At 67.4% G+C, this 13,924-nt stretch carries 15 protein-coding genes; 9 read left to right on the top strand and 6 right to left on the bottom strand.

The annotated features are described in order from the left end of the window. The first annotated feature begins 96 nt into the window (after window positions 1-96). Window positions 97-1,167 carry a D-alanine--D-alanine ligase family protein gene (locus ACO2RV_RS12585; protein ID WP_423293392.1) on the top strand — a complete coding sequence of 357 codons (1,071 nt, stop codon included), beginning with the start codon at window positions 97-99 and terminating at the stop codon, window positions 1,165-1,167. An 11-nt stretch (window positions 1,168-1,178) separates the two neighbouring features. Here ACO2RV_RS12585 and recR read toward each other — a convergent pair whose 3' ends face one another. Next, on the bottom strand, window positions 1,179-1,784 hold the full coding sequence (gene recR, locus ACO2RV_RS12580) for a recombination mediator RecR (RefSeq protein ID WP_423293390.1): 606 nt from the start codon (window positions 1,782-1,784) through the stop codon (window positions 1,179-1,181). 202 nt (window positions 1,785-1,986) lie between these two features. On the opposite strand from recR, the gene ACO2RV_RS12575 reads away from it, so the two are divergent. Next, on the top strand, window positions 1,987-3,429 hold the full coding sequence (locus ACO2RV_RS12575; protein WP_423293388.1) for a sodium:proton antiporter: 1,443 nt from the start codon (window positions 1,987-1,989) through the stop codon (window positions 3,427-3,429). Between the two features lie 4 nt (window positions 3,430-3,433). Here the strand turns inward: ACO2RV_RS12575 and ACO2RV_RS12570 are convergent, their stop codons facing one another. The 3 genes from ACO2RV_RS12570 to ACO2RV_RS12560 form a co-directional block, all read right to left on the bottom strand. Next, window positions 3,434-3,922 (bottom strand): DUF3016 domain-containing protein, encoded by a 489-nt coding sequence (locus ACO2RV_RS12570; protein ID WP_423293386.1) that lies wholly within the window; start codon window positions 3,920-3,922, stop codon window positions 3,434-3,436. A gap of 35 nt (window positions 3,923-3,957) precedes the next feature. Then, on the bottom strand, window positions 3,958-5,571 hold the full coding sequence (locus ACO2RV_RS12565; RefSeq protein ID WP_423293384.1) for a phosphoenolpyruvate carboxykinase: 1,614 nt from the start codon (window positions 5,569-5,571) through the stop codon (window positions 3,958-3,960). Between the two features lie 98 nt (window positions 5,572-5,669). Beyond that, on the bottom strand, window positions 5,670-6,431 hold the full coding sequence (locus ACO2RV_RS12560; protein WP_423293382.1) for a HugZ family protein: 762 nt from the start codon (window positions 6,429-6,431) through the stop codon (window positions 5,670-5,672). 194 nt (window positions 6,432-6,625) lie between these two features. Here ACO2RV_RS12560 and ACO2RV_RS12555 point away from each other — a divergent pair, with 194 nt between their 5' ends. The 6 genes from ACO2RV_RS12555 to ahcY all read left to right on the top strand — a co-directional run bounded on the left by ACO2RV_RS12555 (window position 6,626) and on the right by ahcY (window position 12,079). After that, window positions 6,626-7,324: a response regulator transcription factor gene (locus tag ACO2RV_RS12555; RefSeq protein ID WP_423293380.1), complete on the top strand. Its 699-nt coding sequence runs from the start codon at window positions 6,626-6,628 to the stop codon at window positions 7,322-7,324. A 7-nt stretch (window positions 7,325-7,331) separates the two neighbouring features. Further along, window positions 7,332-9,209 carry a stimulus-sensing domain-containing protein gene (locus ACO2RV_RS12550; protein ID WP_423293378.1) on the top strand — a complete coding sequence of 626 codons (1,878 nt, stop codon included), beginning with the start codon at window positions 7,332-7,334 and terminating at the stop codon, window positions 9,207-9,209. Next, a complete protein-coding gene (locus ACO2RV_RS12545; protein ID WP_423293376.1) occupies window positions 9,209-9,676 on the top strand; it encodes an HPr kinase/phosphorylase in 468 nt (155 codons plus the stop codon). Before ACO2RV_RS12550 ends, ACO2RV_RS12545 begins: the two co-directional genes overlap by 1 nt. Window positions 9,677-9,840: 164 nt before the next feature. Then, window positions 9,841-10,242, top strand: coding sequence for a PTS sugar transporter subunit IIA (locus ACO2RV_RS12540; protein WP_423293374.1), 402 nt, complete (start codon window positions 9,841-9,843; stop codon window positions 10,240-10,242). Next, the gene (locus ACO2RV_RS12535; RefSeq protein ID WP_423293372.1) at window positions 10,239-10,532 is read left to right on the top strand and encodes an HPr family phosphocarrier protein; all 294 of its coding nucleotides are present in this window, start codon (window positions 10,239-10,241) and stop codon (window positions 10,530-10,532) included. Before ACO2RV_RS12540 ends, ACO2RV_RS12535 begins: the two co-directional genes overlap by 4 nt. 134 nt (window positions 10,533-10,666) lie before the next feature. Further along, complete coding sequence (gene ahcY, locus ACO2RV_RS12530) at window positions 10,667-12,079, top strand: adenosylhomocysteinase (protein WP_423293370.1); 1,413 nt, start codon at window positions 10,667-10,669, stop codon at window positions 12,077-12,079. A 56-nt stretch (window positions 12,080-12,135) separates the two neighbouring features. On the opposite strand, the gene ACO2RV_RS12525 is transcribed toward ahcY, so the two are convergent. Continuing rightward, window positions 12,136-12,624, bottom strand: a complete 489-nt coding sequence (locus tag ACO2RV_RS12525; protein ID WP_423293368.1) for a GNAT family N-acetyltransferase — start codon at window positions 12,622-12,624, stop codon at window positions 12,136-12,138. 143 nt (window positions 12,625-12,767) lie between these two features. Here ACO2RV_RS12525 and ACO2RV_RS12520 point away from each other — a divergent pair, with 143 nt between their 5' ends. Next, complete coding sequence (locus tag ACO2RV_RS12520; protein WP_423293366.1) at window positions 12,768-13,079, top strand: hypothetical protein; 312 nt, start codon at window positions 12,768-12,770, stop codon at window positions 13,077-13,079. Between the two features lie 39 nt (window positions 13,080-13,118). On the opposite strand, the gene ACO2RV_RS12515 is transcribed toward ACO2RV_RS12520, so the two are convergent. Continuing rightward, on the bottom strand, window positions 13,119-13,892 hold the full coding sequence (locus tag ACO2RV_RS12515; RefSeq protein ID WP_423293364.1) for a ferredoxin--NADP reductase: 774 nt from the start codon (window positions 13,890-13,892) through the stop codon (window positions 13,119-13,121). Window positions 13,893-13,924 lie beyond the last annotated feature (32 nt).

Raw genomic sequence — 13,924 nt, 5'->3', positions numbered from 1 at the left:
GCACCTGTTAATCCGTTGTTAACCGACGCGGCCGGAACGTTCGCCTGAGCCGGCGTCCGTCCCATCCCTTCATTCCGTACCCTATCGGAGCCTCCCGTGACCGCTTCATCCAACCGTCTGCGCATCGCGGTGCTCTATGGCGGGCGCTCCGCCGAGCATGACGTCTCGGTGATGTCGGGCACCAATGTCATGCGGGCGCTGGACCCGGCGAAATACGACGCCGTCGCGATCTTCATCACCCGCGACGGGCGCTGGCTCGCCGGCCGCTTCGAGAACGACGTGCTCGACACGCCCGAGAGCGGCACGGAGCTGTGCCTCGTGCCGGGCGGCAAGGGGCGGATCGTTGCGATTCCCGCCGGTGGCGTGCCGCACGAGCTGCCGGCGGTCGACCTCCTCTTCCCGGTGCTGCACGGCCTGCCCGGCGAGGACGGCTCGGTGCAGGGCCTCGCCGATGTGGCGGGCGTGGCGCTGGTCGGCTGCGGCATCCTCGGCTCGGCCACCGCGCTCGACAAGGACATCGCCAAGCGGCTCTATATCGAGGCCGGCCTGCCGACCGCCCGCGCCGTCACCATCCGCGAGGGCGCCGCGCCGAGCTTCGCCGAGCTGAAGGCGACACTCGGGCTGCCGGTGTTCATCAAGCCGGCCCGGCAGGGCTCCTCGGTCGGTGTCAGCAAGGTCGCGACCGAGGCCGACTATGCCGCCGCGCTTGCAGAGGGGTTCCGCTACGATCGCAAATTGCTCGCCGAGGAGTTCATCCGCGGCCGCGAGATCGAGCTCAGCGTGCTGGAGGATCCCGAGGGCGGGCTGTTCGTCTCCCGTCCCGGCGAGATCCGCCCGGCCGAAAGCCACGGCTTCTACAGCTACGACGCCAAATATATCGACGCCGACGGCGCGGCCATCATCGTGCCGGCGCAGCTGCCGGCCGAGGTCGAGGCCAAGCTCCAGGCCATGGCGGCCGATGCCTTCCGCGCGCTCGGCTGCGACGGCTTGGCGCGTGCCGACTTCTTCGTGACCGAGGACATGCGCATCCTCGTCAACGAGCTCAACACCATGCCCGGTTTCACCAATATCAGCATGTATCCGAAGGCGATGGTGGCGAGCGGGGTGAGCTATCCCGAGATCATCGACCGGCTGGTGGCGCACGGGCTGGCGCGCGCCGCGCGGTAGGCGGCGCTCTCCTACAGGCTGGTGCGCGCCCGGATCGCCGCCGCCAGCGTGCCCTCGTCGAGATAGTCGAGCTCGCCGCCGACCGGCACGCCATGGGCGAGGCGGGTGACCTTCACGCCGGAGTCGCGCAAGAGCTCGGTCACGTAATGCGCCGTGGTCTGCCCGTCGACCGTGGCGCCCAGCGCCAGCAGCACCTCCTTGATCGCGCCGCCATGGGCGCGGGCGACCAGCGACTTGAGGTTCAGCTCCTCCGGCCCGATGCCGTCGAGCGGCGAGAGCGTGCCGCCGAGCACGTGGTAGCGCGCGTTCAGCGCGGCGGCGCGCTCCAGCGCCCAGAGGTCGGCCACATCGGCGACGACGACGAGCAGGCTCTCGTCGCGCGTCTCGTCGACGCAGACCGAGCAGGGATCGCGCACATCGAGATTGCCGCAGATCCGACAGGTCGAAATCTTGCCCAGCACCTCGCCAAAGGCCGTGGCCAACGGGCTCATCAGCTGTTCGCGCTTCTTGATGAGGTGCAGCGCCGCCCGGCGCGCCGAGCGGGGGCCGAGCCCGGGGACGCGGGCGAGAAGCTGGATCAGGCGTTCGATCTCGGGGCCGGCGACGGCGCGGGGCATGGCATCCTCTTCACCGGCCGCGGCGACGATGGTGTCGGCGGGCCGGCATCTGGTTCGCTCCGGTCTAGCGCAGCGGACGAGGCCGCGCCAAGTCCCATGGACCGGGGATCACATCGGGAGCGGGCCGGTCCGGTTTTGCTCGACACCCGGGAAGGGGGTTGCTAACCGGGAATACGCGCCCGATACCGCGAGGGGAGACGTGATGCCGACGACGAAAGCCGCCGCTTGTGCCGCCATGCTCGTGGCTCTTGCCGGATATGTTCTCTCCGGGACGCCCGTTCTGGCGGCCGAAGCTGCCGGGATCGACGGCGCGAGCCTGTCGCTCGCCTGGGGTATTCCCTTCGTCGGCATGCTGCTGTCCATCGCCGTCATCCCGTTGCTGGCGGGCCATTTCTGGCACCACAATTACGGCAAGGTGGCGCTGCTGTGGTCGCTGGTCCTGCTCGTGCCCTTCGTGCTGAGCTTCGGCTCGGGCCTGGTGGTCTACGAGGTCGTGCACGCGGCGCTGCTGGAATATGTGCCCTTCATCATCCTGCTGTTCTCGCTCTTCACCATTTCCGGCGGCATCCTGCTGACCGGCAATCTGAAGGGCAGCCCGGCGGTCAATACCAGCCTGCTCGCCATCGGCACCGTGCTGGCCAGCATCATCGGCACCACCGGGGCCTCGATGGTGCTGATCCGCCCGCTGCTGCGCGCCAATGACGAGCGGCGCTACAACGTCCACACCGTGGTGTTCTTCATCTTCCTGGTGTCGAACATCGGCGGCTCGCTCACCCCGCTCGGCGACCCGCCGCTGTTCCTCGGCTTCCTCAAGGGCGTCGACTTCTTCTGGACGACGCAGCACCTGTTCCACGACACGGCGGTGGTGGGCGTGATCCTGCTCGCCGCCTTCTACCTGCTCGACCGGCATTTCTACGCCCGCGAGGAAGGGCGCGCGCCCAAGTGCGATCCGACGCCGACGACGGAAGGGCTGGGTCTGCGGGGCGTGCGCAACCTGCCGCTGCTCGCCGGCGTCATCGTCGCCATCCTCATGAGCGCACTGTGGAAGCCGGGCATCGAGTTCAACATCCTTGGCACCCATGTGCCGCTGCCCTCCGTCATGCGCGACCTGGCGCTGCTCGCGCTGGCCGGCGTTTCGATCTGGATCACACCGGCCTTCATCCGCGAGCGCAACGGCTTCGACTGGGAGCCGATCCGCGAGGTGGCGAAGCTGTTCGCCGCCATCTTCCTCACCATCATCCCGGTCATCGCCATCCTGAAGGCGGGCGCGGACGGCGCTCTCGCCCCGCTGGTCGCGCTGGTCACCGGCGAGGGGGGCGAGCCGTTCAACGCCGGCTATTTCTGGATGACCGGCCTGCTCTCCGGCTTCCTCGACAACGCGCCGACCTATCTGGTCTTCTTCAATCTGGCGGGCGGCGACGCGCAGGAACTGATGACCACGCACGCCGTGACGCTGGAGGCGATCTCGGCCGGCGCGGTGTTCATGGGCGCGCTGACCTATATCGGCAACGCGCCGAACTTCATGGTGCTCGCCATCGCTAAAAGCCGCGGCGTCGCCATGCCCAGCTTCTTCGGCTACATGGCATGGTCGGGCCTTTTCCTGCTGCCCTGCTTTGCCTTGCTGACCTGGCTGTATTTCCTCTGAGGCGTCAGCTGGCAGCGGTGGCGAAGCGGGTGCGGAACCACTTGTCGAGCATCGCCTTCTCAAAGCGCAGCGGCTCGCTGGAGCGCACCGCGACCGGGTCCATCAGGTAGTTCATGGCACGGAGGGTCTCCTCGCCCTTCGCGATCACGCGGCCCTGCCGGCGCAGCGTGTAGCGCAGCGTCATCGAGGGCCAGGTGTCCCCGCGCATCACGCGCAGCGTGCCGGCGCGGGACGTCAGCGGATCGATCTTGCCGGCGAGATCGAGGTTGAGCACCTCGACCGAGAGATCGTCACCGGCCGGCAGGCGCTTGTCGGCAAGGCGGGCGATGATGCGCTCCAGCCCCTCCAGGGTCAGGCGCTGGTCTACATCGCTCCAGGCGAGATTGCCGTCGGTGTAGTTCTGCGGGGCGACGAAGCGGACGGTGGTCGCCGCCTGCGCCGCCACGGGCAGCAGCAGGGCCGCCGCGGCGAGGACGAGGATTCGCATGGGCATAGGCGCCTCCTTCGCTGGGAGACGCCAGTCTGTCACTACTCCGCGGCGATCGCCATACCGGGCTGCGCGTGCCGGACATCGTCGTCGACCGCACTCTCGAAGCGGGCGAAATTGTCCGCGAACATGCCGACCAGCCGGCGGGCGGTCATGGCGTAGTCCATGCGGCTGCTCCAGTTGCGGGCCGGGTCGAGCAGACGGGGATCGACGCCTTCGATCCTGGTCGGAACGGCAAAGCCGAAATGCGGATCGGTGCGGGTTTCCACGTCGCGCAGGCTGCCGTCGAGCGCCGCGGTTACGAGCGTACGCGTCACCTCGATCGGCATGCGCTGGCCGGTGCCGGCCTTGCCCCCGGTCCAGCCGGTGTTGACCAGCCAGCAATCGACCTCGTGCGCGGTGACCAGATCGCGCAGCAGGCGGCCATAGACGGAAGGATGGCGCGGCATGAAGGGCGCGCCGAAACAGGCGGAGAAGGTTGCCTGCGGCTCGCTGAGCCCGGCTTCGGTGCCGGCGACCTTGGCGGTGTAGCCGGAGAGAAAATGGTACATCGCCTGCGCCGAGGTGAGCCTGGCGATCGGCGGCATGACGCCGAAGGCGTCGCAGGTCAGCATGACGATGTTCTTCGGCGCGCCGCCGCGTCCCTCTGCGCGGGCCCCGGTGATGAAGTCGAGCGGATAGGCGGCGCGGGCGTTTTCCGCCAGCGTGCCGTCGTCGAAATCGGGCAGGCGGCTGTCGGCATCGAGCACGACATTCTCCAGCACGGTGCCGAAGCGCTGCGTCGCCGCGAAGATGGCGGGTTCGGAGGCCGGCGACAGGCGGATGGTCTTGGCGTAGCAGCCGCCCTCGATGTTGAACACGCCGTCCGCGCTCCAGCCGTGCTCGTCATCGCCGATCAGCGCGCGCGCGGGATCAGCGGAGAGCGTGGTCTTGCCGGTGCCGGACAGGCCGAAGAACAGGGCGACATCGCCGGCATCACCGGCGTTTGCCGAACAATGCATCGGCAAAACCCCGCGTTCGGGCAGGATGTAGTTGAGATAGGAGAACACCGATTTCTTCATCTCGCCGGCATAGAGCGTGCCGCCGATCAGCACGAGGCCGGTGGAGAAGTCGCAGGCGATGACGGTGGGGGAGCGCACGCCGTGCTTCTCGGGCTCGGCCCGGAAGCTCGGCACACAGAGCACGGTGAGTTGCGGCACGAAGCCCGTGAGCGCCTCGCGCTCCGGCCGGCGCAGCATGGTGCGGATGAACAGGGCATGCCAGGCATGCTCGGTATAGACGCGCACGCCGATGCGGTGGGCGGGGTCGGCGCCGGCGTCGAGGTCCTGCGCGAACAGGGTGCGGCTGCCGGCATGGGCGAAGAAGTCCGCCTTCAGCGCCTCGAACTGCTCACGGGACAGCGCATTGGCATTCTCCCACCAGATGCTCTCCTCGGATGCCTCGTCGCGGACGATGAAGCGGTCGGCCGGGCTGCGGCCGGTGTGCGGGCCGGTCTCGGCGGCAAGGGCGCCCGACGCCGTGAGGCGGGTCTCGCCGCGGGCGATGGAGCGCTCGTAAAGCGGGGCTTCCGTGAGGTTCCAGAAGACCTTGCCGATGCCCGCAAGGCCGAGCGCCTCGATGCCGTTTTGCTCGTTGCGTGTGCCGGACTGGTGCATGTTTTGGCTCCTGACGCGTGACAAACAGGGGCAACCTACGCGCCCGCCGCGCCTTTCTCGCCGATGTTCCGGGACGAATCTGTGGCCAAACCGGGCAGCTATTGCGGCGAATCGATCGTCGTGGTGCGGGCCTTGTTGGCCAATTCGACGAGCACTTCGCGCATGGCGCGGGCAGTGGTGACGCGGCGGGGGAAGGGCAGGCGCCGCGCATCCGTACCGGCCATCAGGTCGCATCCGTCGGGGTCGATACCGACGATCCGCCAGTCGGCCGGACCGGCGCCGACGAGATGCAGCGCATAGAGCTGGATGGCATCGCGGTGGTCCTCGTTCATGTGCGCGATGGCGCCGCTCTCGGCGGCGAGAAGCTCGCCCGCATCGGCGACCGGCGTGGTGAGTTCCGCGCCGTCCACATCCATGATGCGGCCGAAGCCGGCAACGAGATGGGCGCTGTCGAGCGCCACCCGGTAGAAGGCGAAATCGGCGAAGCCGGCGAAACCCGCCGCATCGGGGTGGCGGGCGAGGAAGCGGCGTCGCGCCGTTTCGATCTCACCGGTCTCGGTCAGCCGCGTGATGCGTCCCATCAGGCTCGCCCGCGCGCCCTGAAGCTCGTCGCCGAGGCGGCGCTCGTCGACCAGCAGCGAGACGCGTTGCTCGCGCTGGAGATTGCGCGTGTGGCGGGCGAGCCCCGACAGCAGCAGCACCGGCGCGCCGTCCGGCAGCGTGGCGAACTGCACGAGCGAGACATAGGGCCCGCCATCCTCGTCGAGCGTGGCGAGCGCGCCCATGCGAGCTTCGCGGATGAGGCGCCTGACGGCTGCGGCGGGGTCGAAACCGTCGGTGGTGGGCTGGGTGGCGGGCATGTTTTCCTCCCTCGCAGGACCGTTTCAGTGGTGACTCGGTGGACAGGCCTGCGTCAAGGATGCGCGCTCAGTTGGCTATGTGCCTTGAAACGCGCTATTTTCGGTTGAATCAGTTTGCGTGTCACATTATGGCCACGCCGGCACGGTTCACCCGCCGGGCTGCGTGAAACGCCGCCGAACAGGAAAGTGTGCAGATGCCGACCATTGCTCTCGTCGACGACGACCGCAACATCCTCACCTCCGTGTCGATCGCGCTGGAATCGGAAGGGTACCGGATCCAGACCTACACGGACGGCGCGACGGCGCTCGACGGATTCAAGACCAATCCGCCGGACCTCGCCATCTTCGATATCAAGATGCCGCGCATGGACGGCATGGAGCTGCTGCGGCGTCTGCGCCAGAAGAGCGACATGCCCGTCATCTTCCTGACCTCGAAGGATGACGAGATCGACGAGTTGTTCGGCCTCAAGATGGGGGCCGACGACTTCATCAAGAAGCCGTTCTCCCAGCGCCTGCTGGTGGAGCGGGTGAAGGCGGTGCTGCGCCGCGTGGCGCCGAAGGACGGCACGCTGCCGCGCGAGACCGACAGCGCCAAGGTGCTGGAGCGCGGCCTGCTGCGCATGGACCCGGAGCGCCACACCTGCACCTGGAAGGGCGAGAACGTCACCCTCACCGTCACCGAGTTCCTGATCCTGCAGGCGCTCGCCACCCGTCCCGGCGTGGTGAAGAGCCGCAACGCGCTGATGGACGCGGCCTATGACGATCAGGTCTATGTCGATGATCGCACCATCGACAGCCACATCAAGCGCCTTCGCAAGAAGTTCAAGGTGACGGACGACAATTTCGAGATGATCGAGACGCTGTACGGCGTCGGCTACCGCTTCAAGGAGTAGCGGCTTCTTGCTCGATACCGCATCCACCCGGCCCAAGGCGGAGGACGAGGACATCCTCGACGACGCCGAAGCCGTGGAAGAGGCCGCGCCGAGAAAGGGCGGGCGTTTCGCCGGGCTCCTCGGGGCCTTCCGGCGGCTGCGGAATTTCGTCGCCTTCCAGAGCTTCTCCAGCCTCACCCGCCGCATCGTGCTGCTCAACCTGGCGGGCATGTGCGTGCTGGTGTCGGGCATTCTCTACCTCTCCGAGTTCCGCGCCGGGCTGATCGACGCGCGGGTGCAGAGCCTGCTGGTGCAGGGCGAGATCATCGCCGGGGCCATCGCGGCGCAGGCGCAGGTCGAGACCAACGCCATCACCATCGATCCCGAGCGCCTGCTGGAGCTGCAGGCCGGCGAGAGCTACGGGCCGGGCGAGGAGGGCTTCGCGCCGCTCGAATTCCCCATCAATCCCGAGCGCGTCGCCCCGGTGCTGAAGCGCCTCGTCGAGCCGACCGGCACGCGCGCGCGCATCTATGACCGCGATGGCGCGCTGCTGGTCGATTCCCGCTCGCTCTATTCACGCGGGGAGATCCTGCGTTTCGAGATGCCGGCGCCGAACGCCCGCCAGCCCAACTGGATGGAGCGCGGCTGGAACAGCCTGAAGATGTGGTTCGAGCGCGGCGACCTACCGCTCTACAAGGATCTCGGCCCGAATAATGGCCGGGGCTATCCGGAGATCGTGGCCGCCCTTCAGGGCCAGAAGGCGAGCGCGGTGCAGGTCAATGAGCGCGGCCAGGTCATCGTGTCCGTCGCCGTGCCGGTGCAGCGCTTCCGCGCCATTCTCGGGGCGCTGCTGCTGTCCACCCAGGGCGGCGAGATCGACGAGGCGGTGGCGGCCGAGCGGCTCGTCATCGTGCGGGTCTTCCTCGTCGCCATGGCGGTGATGGTGGTGCTGTCGCTGCTGCTCGCCAGCACCATCGCCGGCCCCGTACGCCGGCTGGCCGATGCGGCGGAGCGGGTACGCCGGCGCACGCGCTCGCGCGTCGAGATTCCCGATTTCACCCGCCGCTCGGATGAGATCGGCCATCTCTCCGGCGCGCTGCGCGACATGACCGACGCGCTCTATACTCGCATCGAGGCGATCGAGAGCTTCGCCGCCGACGTCTCGCATGAGCTGAAGAACCCGCTCACCTCGCTGCGTTCGGCGGTGGAGACGCTGCCGCTCGCCAAGTCCGACACTTCGCGCGGGCGCCTGCTCGAAGTCATCCAGCACGATGTGAAGCGGCTCGACCGCCTGATCACCGACATTTCCGACGCCTCGCGGCTCGATGCCGAGTTGCAGCGCCAGGAGGCCGAGCCGGTTGACCTGACGCGGCTGCTCAACACCGTGACCGGCGTGCAGAACGACGTGGCGCGCGGCGACGAGGTGCATGTGAAGCTCGCCTTCGAGCACGCGCCGGGCGCCAATGGCGAGTTCGTCGTGCCGGGCCATGATTCGCGCCTCGGCCAGGTCATCAACAACCTGATCGACAATGCCCGTTCCTTCTCGCCCAAGCGCGGCGAGGTGCGCGTCACCTGCCGGCGGCTCAAGGATGCGGTGGAGATCATGGTCGACGATGACGGGCCGGGCATCCCCCCGCACGCGCTCGGCCGCATTTTCGAGCGCTTCTACACCGACCGGCCGGAGGAGCAGGGCTTCGGCCAGAATTCCGGCCTCGGCCTGTCGATTTCCCGGCAGATCGTCGAGGCGCATGGCGGCCGCATCTGGGCGGAGAACCGGCCGGCCGAGCCGAAGCCGCGCGGCCGAAAGGCAGCGGCGAAGCCTGCGGGAGCAAGCGGGGACATTCAAACCGCCGCCGCGCCGCGCACCGCCGGGGCGCGCTTCATCGTGCGCCTGCCGGCGGCATGATGGCGCCGGGTCCCAGCCTCCATGGCCCGACCATCCATGCCTCCTGCGTCAGCGTCGGCGGGCGCGGCGTGCTCATTCGCGGCCCCTCGGGCGCGGGCAAGTCGCATCTCGCCTTCGCGCTGATTCTGGCGGGTGGAACCGGGCGAGTGCCGCAGGTCGAACTCGTCGCCGACGACCGGGTGCTGCTGGCGGCGCACGAGGGGCGGCTGATCGCCAGCGCGCCGCACAATCTCGCCGGCCTTCTCGAAATCCGCGGTGCCGGCATCCGCCGGCTGCCCTGTCGCGCGGAGGTCGCGGTTGATCTCGTGGTCGACCTCGATGCGGCCGACGCGGCGCGCCTGCCGGAGCCGGAGGCCCGCCATGTCGTGATCGAGGGAGTGAGGCTTCCCCGCCTCGCCGTGCTGCCGCACGGCGACAGCGTGCAGCAGGTGCTGGCGATGCTGCTGACCGACCCGTTCGAGGGATGACGCTTGGTCACGTTATTATCGTGGGGACCCTTCCGGCGGGCCTTGCCATTCGTGTGCAGTGCAACGATGATGTGCGCCCCCAGCACAGGGGGTGACCGGGATCGACACCCCCCGGCGCCTCGCGCAAACGCACTCGTGCCGGAAATCGGGCGCGGCAGAGCAGGATGATTGGTCTCGTACTCGTAACGCACGGACGCCTTGCCAGCGAATTCCGCGCCGCTCTTGAACACGTGATGGGCCCGCAGTCCCAGATCGAAGCCATTACCATTGGCCCCGACGACGACATCGAGCAGCGTCGAACGGACATTGTCGAGGCGGTCGCGGCGGTGAACAGCGGTGGCGGCGTCGTCATACTCACCGATATGTTCGGCGGCACGCCGTCGAACCTCGCCATTTCCGTCATGACTTCGCCGGATATCGAGGTCGTGGCCGGCATCAACCTGCCCATGCTGGTCAAGCTCGCCACCGTGCGTGGCGAGGTGCCGATGGCCGAGGCGGTGGTGCAGGCGCAGGAAGCCGGCCGCAAATATATCAACGTCGCCAGCCGGGTGCTGGCCGGAAAATGACGGTGACGACGGAACAGGCCGCCCTCAGCCGGGAATTGCCCATCGTCAACAAACGCGGCCTGCACGCCCGCGCCTCCGCCAAGTTCGTCCATACCGTGGAGCGCTTCGACGCCGACATCCGGGTGACGCGCTGCGGCGAGACGGTCAGCGGCGCCTCGATCATGGGGCTGATGATGCTGGCCGCCGCGCCGGGCACCACCATTCTTGTCGAGGCGTCCGGCCGCGAGGCGCAGGCGGCGCTCGACGCGCTCGACGCACTGGTGGCGGACCGCTTCGGCGAGGGCGAATAGCGCCGCCAAGGCTCTCGCCTCGTCTGTCACATAAAGACATCTTTATATCGTTATTGTATTCGGGCGGTCGGGCTGCTATCACCCGGCCAGCTCATCCGCGCCAGCTCCGCGCCAAGGCAGAAGGGACGCCGCACATGGCCATTGCCAGCGAATACATCGTCAAGGACATCAATCTCGCCCCGTTCGGCCGCAAGGAACTCTCGATCGCCGAGACCGAGATGCCCGGCCTGATGGCCACCCGCGAGGAATACGGCCCGAAGCAGGTGCTGAAGGGCGCGCGTATCGCCGGCTCGCTGCACATGACCATCCAGACCGGCGTGCTGATCGAGACGCTGGTCGCGCTCGGCGCCGATGTGCGCTGGGTCTCCTGCAACATCTACTCGACGCAGGACCACGCTGCCGCCGCGATTGCCGCCGCCGGCGTTCCGGTGTTCGCCGTCAAGGGCGAGACGCTGACCGAGTACTGGGACTACACCGCCAAGCTGTTCGACTGGCACGGCGGCGGCTACCCCAACATGATCCTCGATGATGGCGGCGACGCCACCATGTATGTCCATCTCGGCCTGCGCGCGGAGAATGGCGACACCGCCTTCCTCGACGCTCCCGGTTCGGAAGAAGAGGAAGTGTTCTTCGCGCTGCTCAAGAAGCAGCTGAAGGAGAAGCCGAAGGGCTATTTCAAGGCGATCGCCGACAGCATCAAGGGCGTCTCGGAAGAGACCACCACGGGCGTGCACCGCCTGTACGACATGCAGAAGGCCGGCACGCTGCTGTGGCCCGCCATCAACGTCAATGACAGCGTCACCAAGTCGAAGTTCGACAACCTCTATGGCTGCCGTGAATCGCTGGTCGACGGCATCCGCCGTGGCACGGACGTCATGATGTCCGGCAAGGTCGCGATGGTCGCCGGCTTCGGCGACGTCGGCAAGGGTTCGGCCGCCTCGCTGCGCCAGGCCGGTTGCCGCGTGATGGTGTCCGAGGTCGATCCGATCTGCGCGCTCCAGGCGGCGATGGAAGGCTACCAGGTCGTGACCATGGAAGAGGCGGCGCCGATTGCCGACATCTTCGTCACCGCCACCGGCAACAAGGACATCATCACCCTCGAGCACATGCGGGCGATGAAGGACCGGGCGATCGTCTGCAACATCGGCCACTTCGACAACGAGATCCAGATCGCCTCGCTGAAGAACCTGAAGTGGGACAACATCAAGCCGCAAGTCGACGAGATCACCTTCCCCGATGGCAAGCGCATGATCCTGCTCTCGGAAGGCCGTCTGGTGAACCTCGGCAACGCCATGGGCCACCCGTCCTTCGTGATGTCGGCGTCGTTCACCAACCAGACGCTGGCGCAGATCGAGCTGTTCGCCAACAACACGGACGGCAAGTACAAGAAGGAAGTCTACGTGCTGCCGAAGTCGCTGGACGAGAAGGTGGCGATGCTGCACCTCGCCAAGATCGGCGTCAGCCTCACCAAGCTGCGCCCCGACCAGGCCGCCTATATCGGCGTCACCACGGAAGGCCCGTTCAAGAGCGATCACTACCGCTACTGATCGCCGTTTTCGGCCGATCCACGCAAAGGGGCGCCGCAGGGCGCCCCTTTTTTGTGTCACAGTTCTTTCTGCATGAAGACGAGGTCGAGACGCTGGCCGAACTTGGTGCCGATGCCGAGCAGGCGGCCGGTCTCCTGGAAGCCGAGCCGCTGGTGCAGGGCGATCGAGGCGGTGTTGCCGCCGGTGATGCCGCCGATCATCACCTTCTTGTCGAGTGCGCGGGCGGGGGCGAACAGCGCCTCCACCAGCACCTGCCCGAGCCCGCGTCCGCGGGCGGGCTGCGCCACATAGACCGAATGCTCGACGCTGATGCGGTAGCCCTCGAAGGGGCGGAAATCGCCGAAGCTGGCATAGCCCAGCACGTCGGCGCCCTCGGCCGCGACGAGGACGGGAAAGCCGCGGGCGCGGCGGTCGTCCAGCCAGGCGCGGCGGTTGGCGAGATCGACCGGCGTGTCGTTCCAGATCGCCGTCGTGGTGAGCACGGCATCGTTATAGATGGCAAGGATGCCGGGAAGGTCGTCTTCGTGCGCCTCGCGCAGGATCATCGGTCGGGCTCCGGCGGGCGATGCGGGTTCGCGCCTGCGTCCCTTCGCCCATTTCGAATTTGCGATATGGCCGCTGGAATGTGTGCGGCGCGCTCCCATATGGCATAGAAGCGGGTGACCGCCGAGGAGGAAAGACCCAAGGGATGAGTTCCACCGATCCGTTCGACCGCATGCGTTTCACGGTCCGCCGCGTCAGCTGGTGGCAGGTCGCGATTGTCGTCGCCGTGGCACTGGCGGTGGGAACCGCACTGGCGCTGGTGGCGGCAAGCGTGTTCCTCGTGGTCTTCCCGATCGTGGCGATCGCCGGTCTCGCCTACCGCCTGTTCGGCAGCCGCAAGCGCGGGCCCGAGGCGGGCGGCCCGACCATCATCGAGGCCGAGTATCGCGTCCTGTCGCCGGACGAGGCGGCGCGCGATCGCGGCGCGGACTTCGATCCGGACCGCCGGCTGCGCTGAGCCACGCTCTGGCGATCTGGCCGGACGCTCCCGCCCGGCTCACTTCTCCACGAAGGCCTTTTCGATCACGAAGTCGCCGGGCTCGGTGGTCGAGCCCTCCTCGAAGCTGCGCTCCTTCAGGATGACGCGCATGTCGTCGAGCAGCTGCGGGCTGCCGCACAGCATGACGCGGTCGTCTTCCTTGTTCAGCGGCGGCAGATCGAGATCGGCGAACAGCTTGCCCGAGGTGATGAGATCGGTGATGCGACCCTGATTGGTGAAGGGTTCGCGCGTCACCGTCGGGTAGTAGATCAGCTTTTCCAGCACCAGCTCGCCGAAGAACTCGTTGTTCGGCAGTTCTTCCTCGATCAGCTCGCGATAGGCCAGCTCGGCGACCGTGCGCACGCCGTGCACCAGGATGACTTTCTCGTAGTTCTCATAGGTCTCCGGATCCTTGATCAGGCTCAGGAAGGGGGCCAGCCCGGTGCCGGTGGCGAGCAGGTAGAGCCGGCGGCCGGGCACGAGATAGTCGACCAGCAGCGTGCCGGTCGGCTTGCGCCCGACAATGACCTCGTCACCGACCTTCAGGTGCTGAAGGCGCGAGGTGAGCGGGCCGTTCTGCACCTTGATGGAGAAGAATTCGAGCGTCTCCTCGTAATTGGCGCTGGCGATGGAATAGGCGCGCAGCAGCGGCTTGCCGTCGACCGGCAGGCCGATCATCACGAACTGGCCGTTCTTGAAGCGCAGCGCCGGGTCGCGCGTGGTCGTGAAGGTGAAGAGATTGTCGGTCCAGTGGTGCACCGACAGGACGCGCTCGTGATGGAGATTGCTCATTTACAATCCATTTAAGTGAAAACTTCCGAACA

The sequence above is a fragment of the Ancylobacter sp. VNQ12 genome (genome assembly GCF_049445835.1).
GTDB lineage: Bacteria > Pseudomonadota > Alphaproteobacteria > Rhizobiales > Xanthobacteraceae > Ancylobacter.
Note: the sequence above shows the minus strand (reverse complement) of the source record. Positions and strands in the feature narration are given on the sequence as shown.

Coding starts and splice junctions, on each gene's coding strand:
- recR (WP_423293390.1), bottom strand. CDS start 1,784: ATGCCCCGCGCCGTCGCCGGCCCCGAGATCGAACGCCTGATCCAGCTT.
- ACO2RV_RS12575 (WP_423293388.1), top strand. CDS start 1,987: ATGCCGACGACGAAAGCCGCCGCTTGTGCCGCCATGCTCGTGGCTCTT.
- ACO2RV_RS12570 (WP_423293386.1), bottom strand. CDS start 3,922: ATGCCCATGCGAATCCTCGTCCTCGCCGCGGCGGCCCTGCTGCTGCCC.
- ACO2RV_RS12565 (WP_423293384.1), bottom strand. CDS start 5,571: ATGCACCAGTCCGGCACACGCAACGAGCAAAACGGCATCGAGGCGCTC.
- ACO2RV_RS12560 (WP_423293382.1), bottom strand. CDS start 6,431: ATGCCCGCCACCCAGCCCACCACCGACGGTTTCGACCCCGCCGCAGCC.
- ACO2RV_RS12555 (WP_423293380.1), top strand. CDS start 6,626: ATGCCGACCATTGCTCTCGTCGACGACGACCGCAACATCCTCACCTCC.
- ACO2RV_RS12545 (WP_423293376.1), top strand. CDS start 9,209: ATGGCGCCGGGTCCCAGCCTCCATGGCCCGACCATCCATGCCTCCTGC.
- ACO2RV_RS12540 (WP_423293374.1), top strand. CDS start 9,841: ATGATTGGTCTCGTACTCGTAACGCACGGACGCCTTGCCAGCGAATTC.
- ACO2RV_RS12535 (WP_423293372.1), top strand. CDS start 10,239: ATGACGGTGACGACGGAACAGGCCGCCCTCAGCCGGGAATTGCCCATC.
- ahcY (WP_423293370.1), top strand. CDS start 10,667: ATGGCCATTGCCAGCGAATACATCGTCAAGGACATCAATCTCGCCCCG.
- ACO2RV_RS12525 (WP_423293368.1), bottom strand. CDS start 12,624: ATGATCCTGCGCGAGGCGCACGAAGACGACCTTCCCGGCATCCTTGCC.
- ACO2RV_RS12520 (WP_423293366.1), top strand. CDS start 12,768: ATGAGTTCCACCGATCCGTTCGACCGCATGCGTTTCACGGTCCGCCGC.
- ACO2RV_RS12515 (WP_423293364.1), bottom strand. CDS start 13,892: ATGAGCAATCTCCATCACGAGCGCGTCCTGTCGGTGCACCACTGGACC.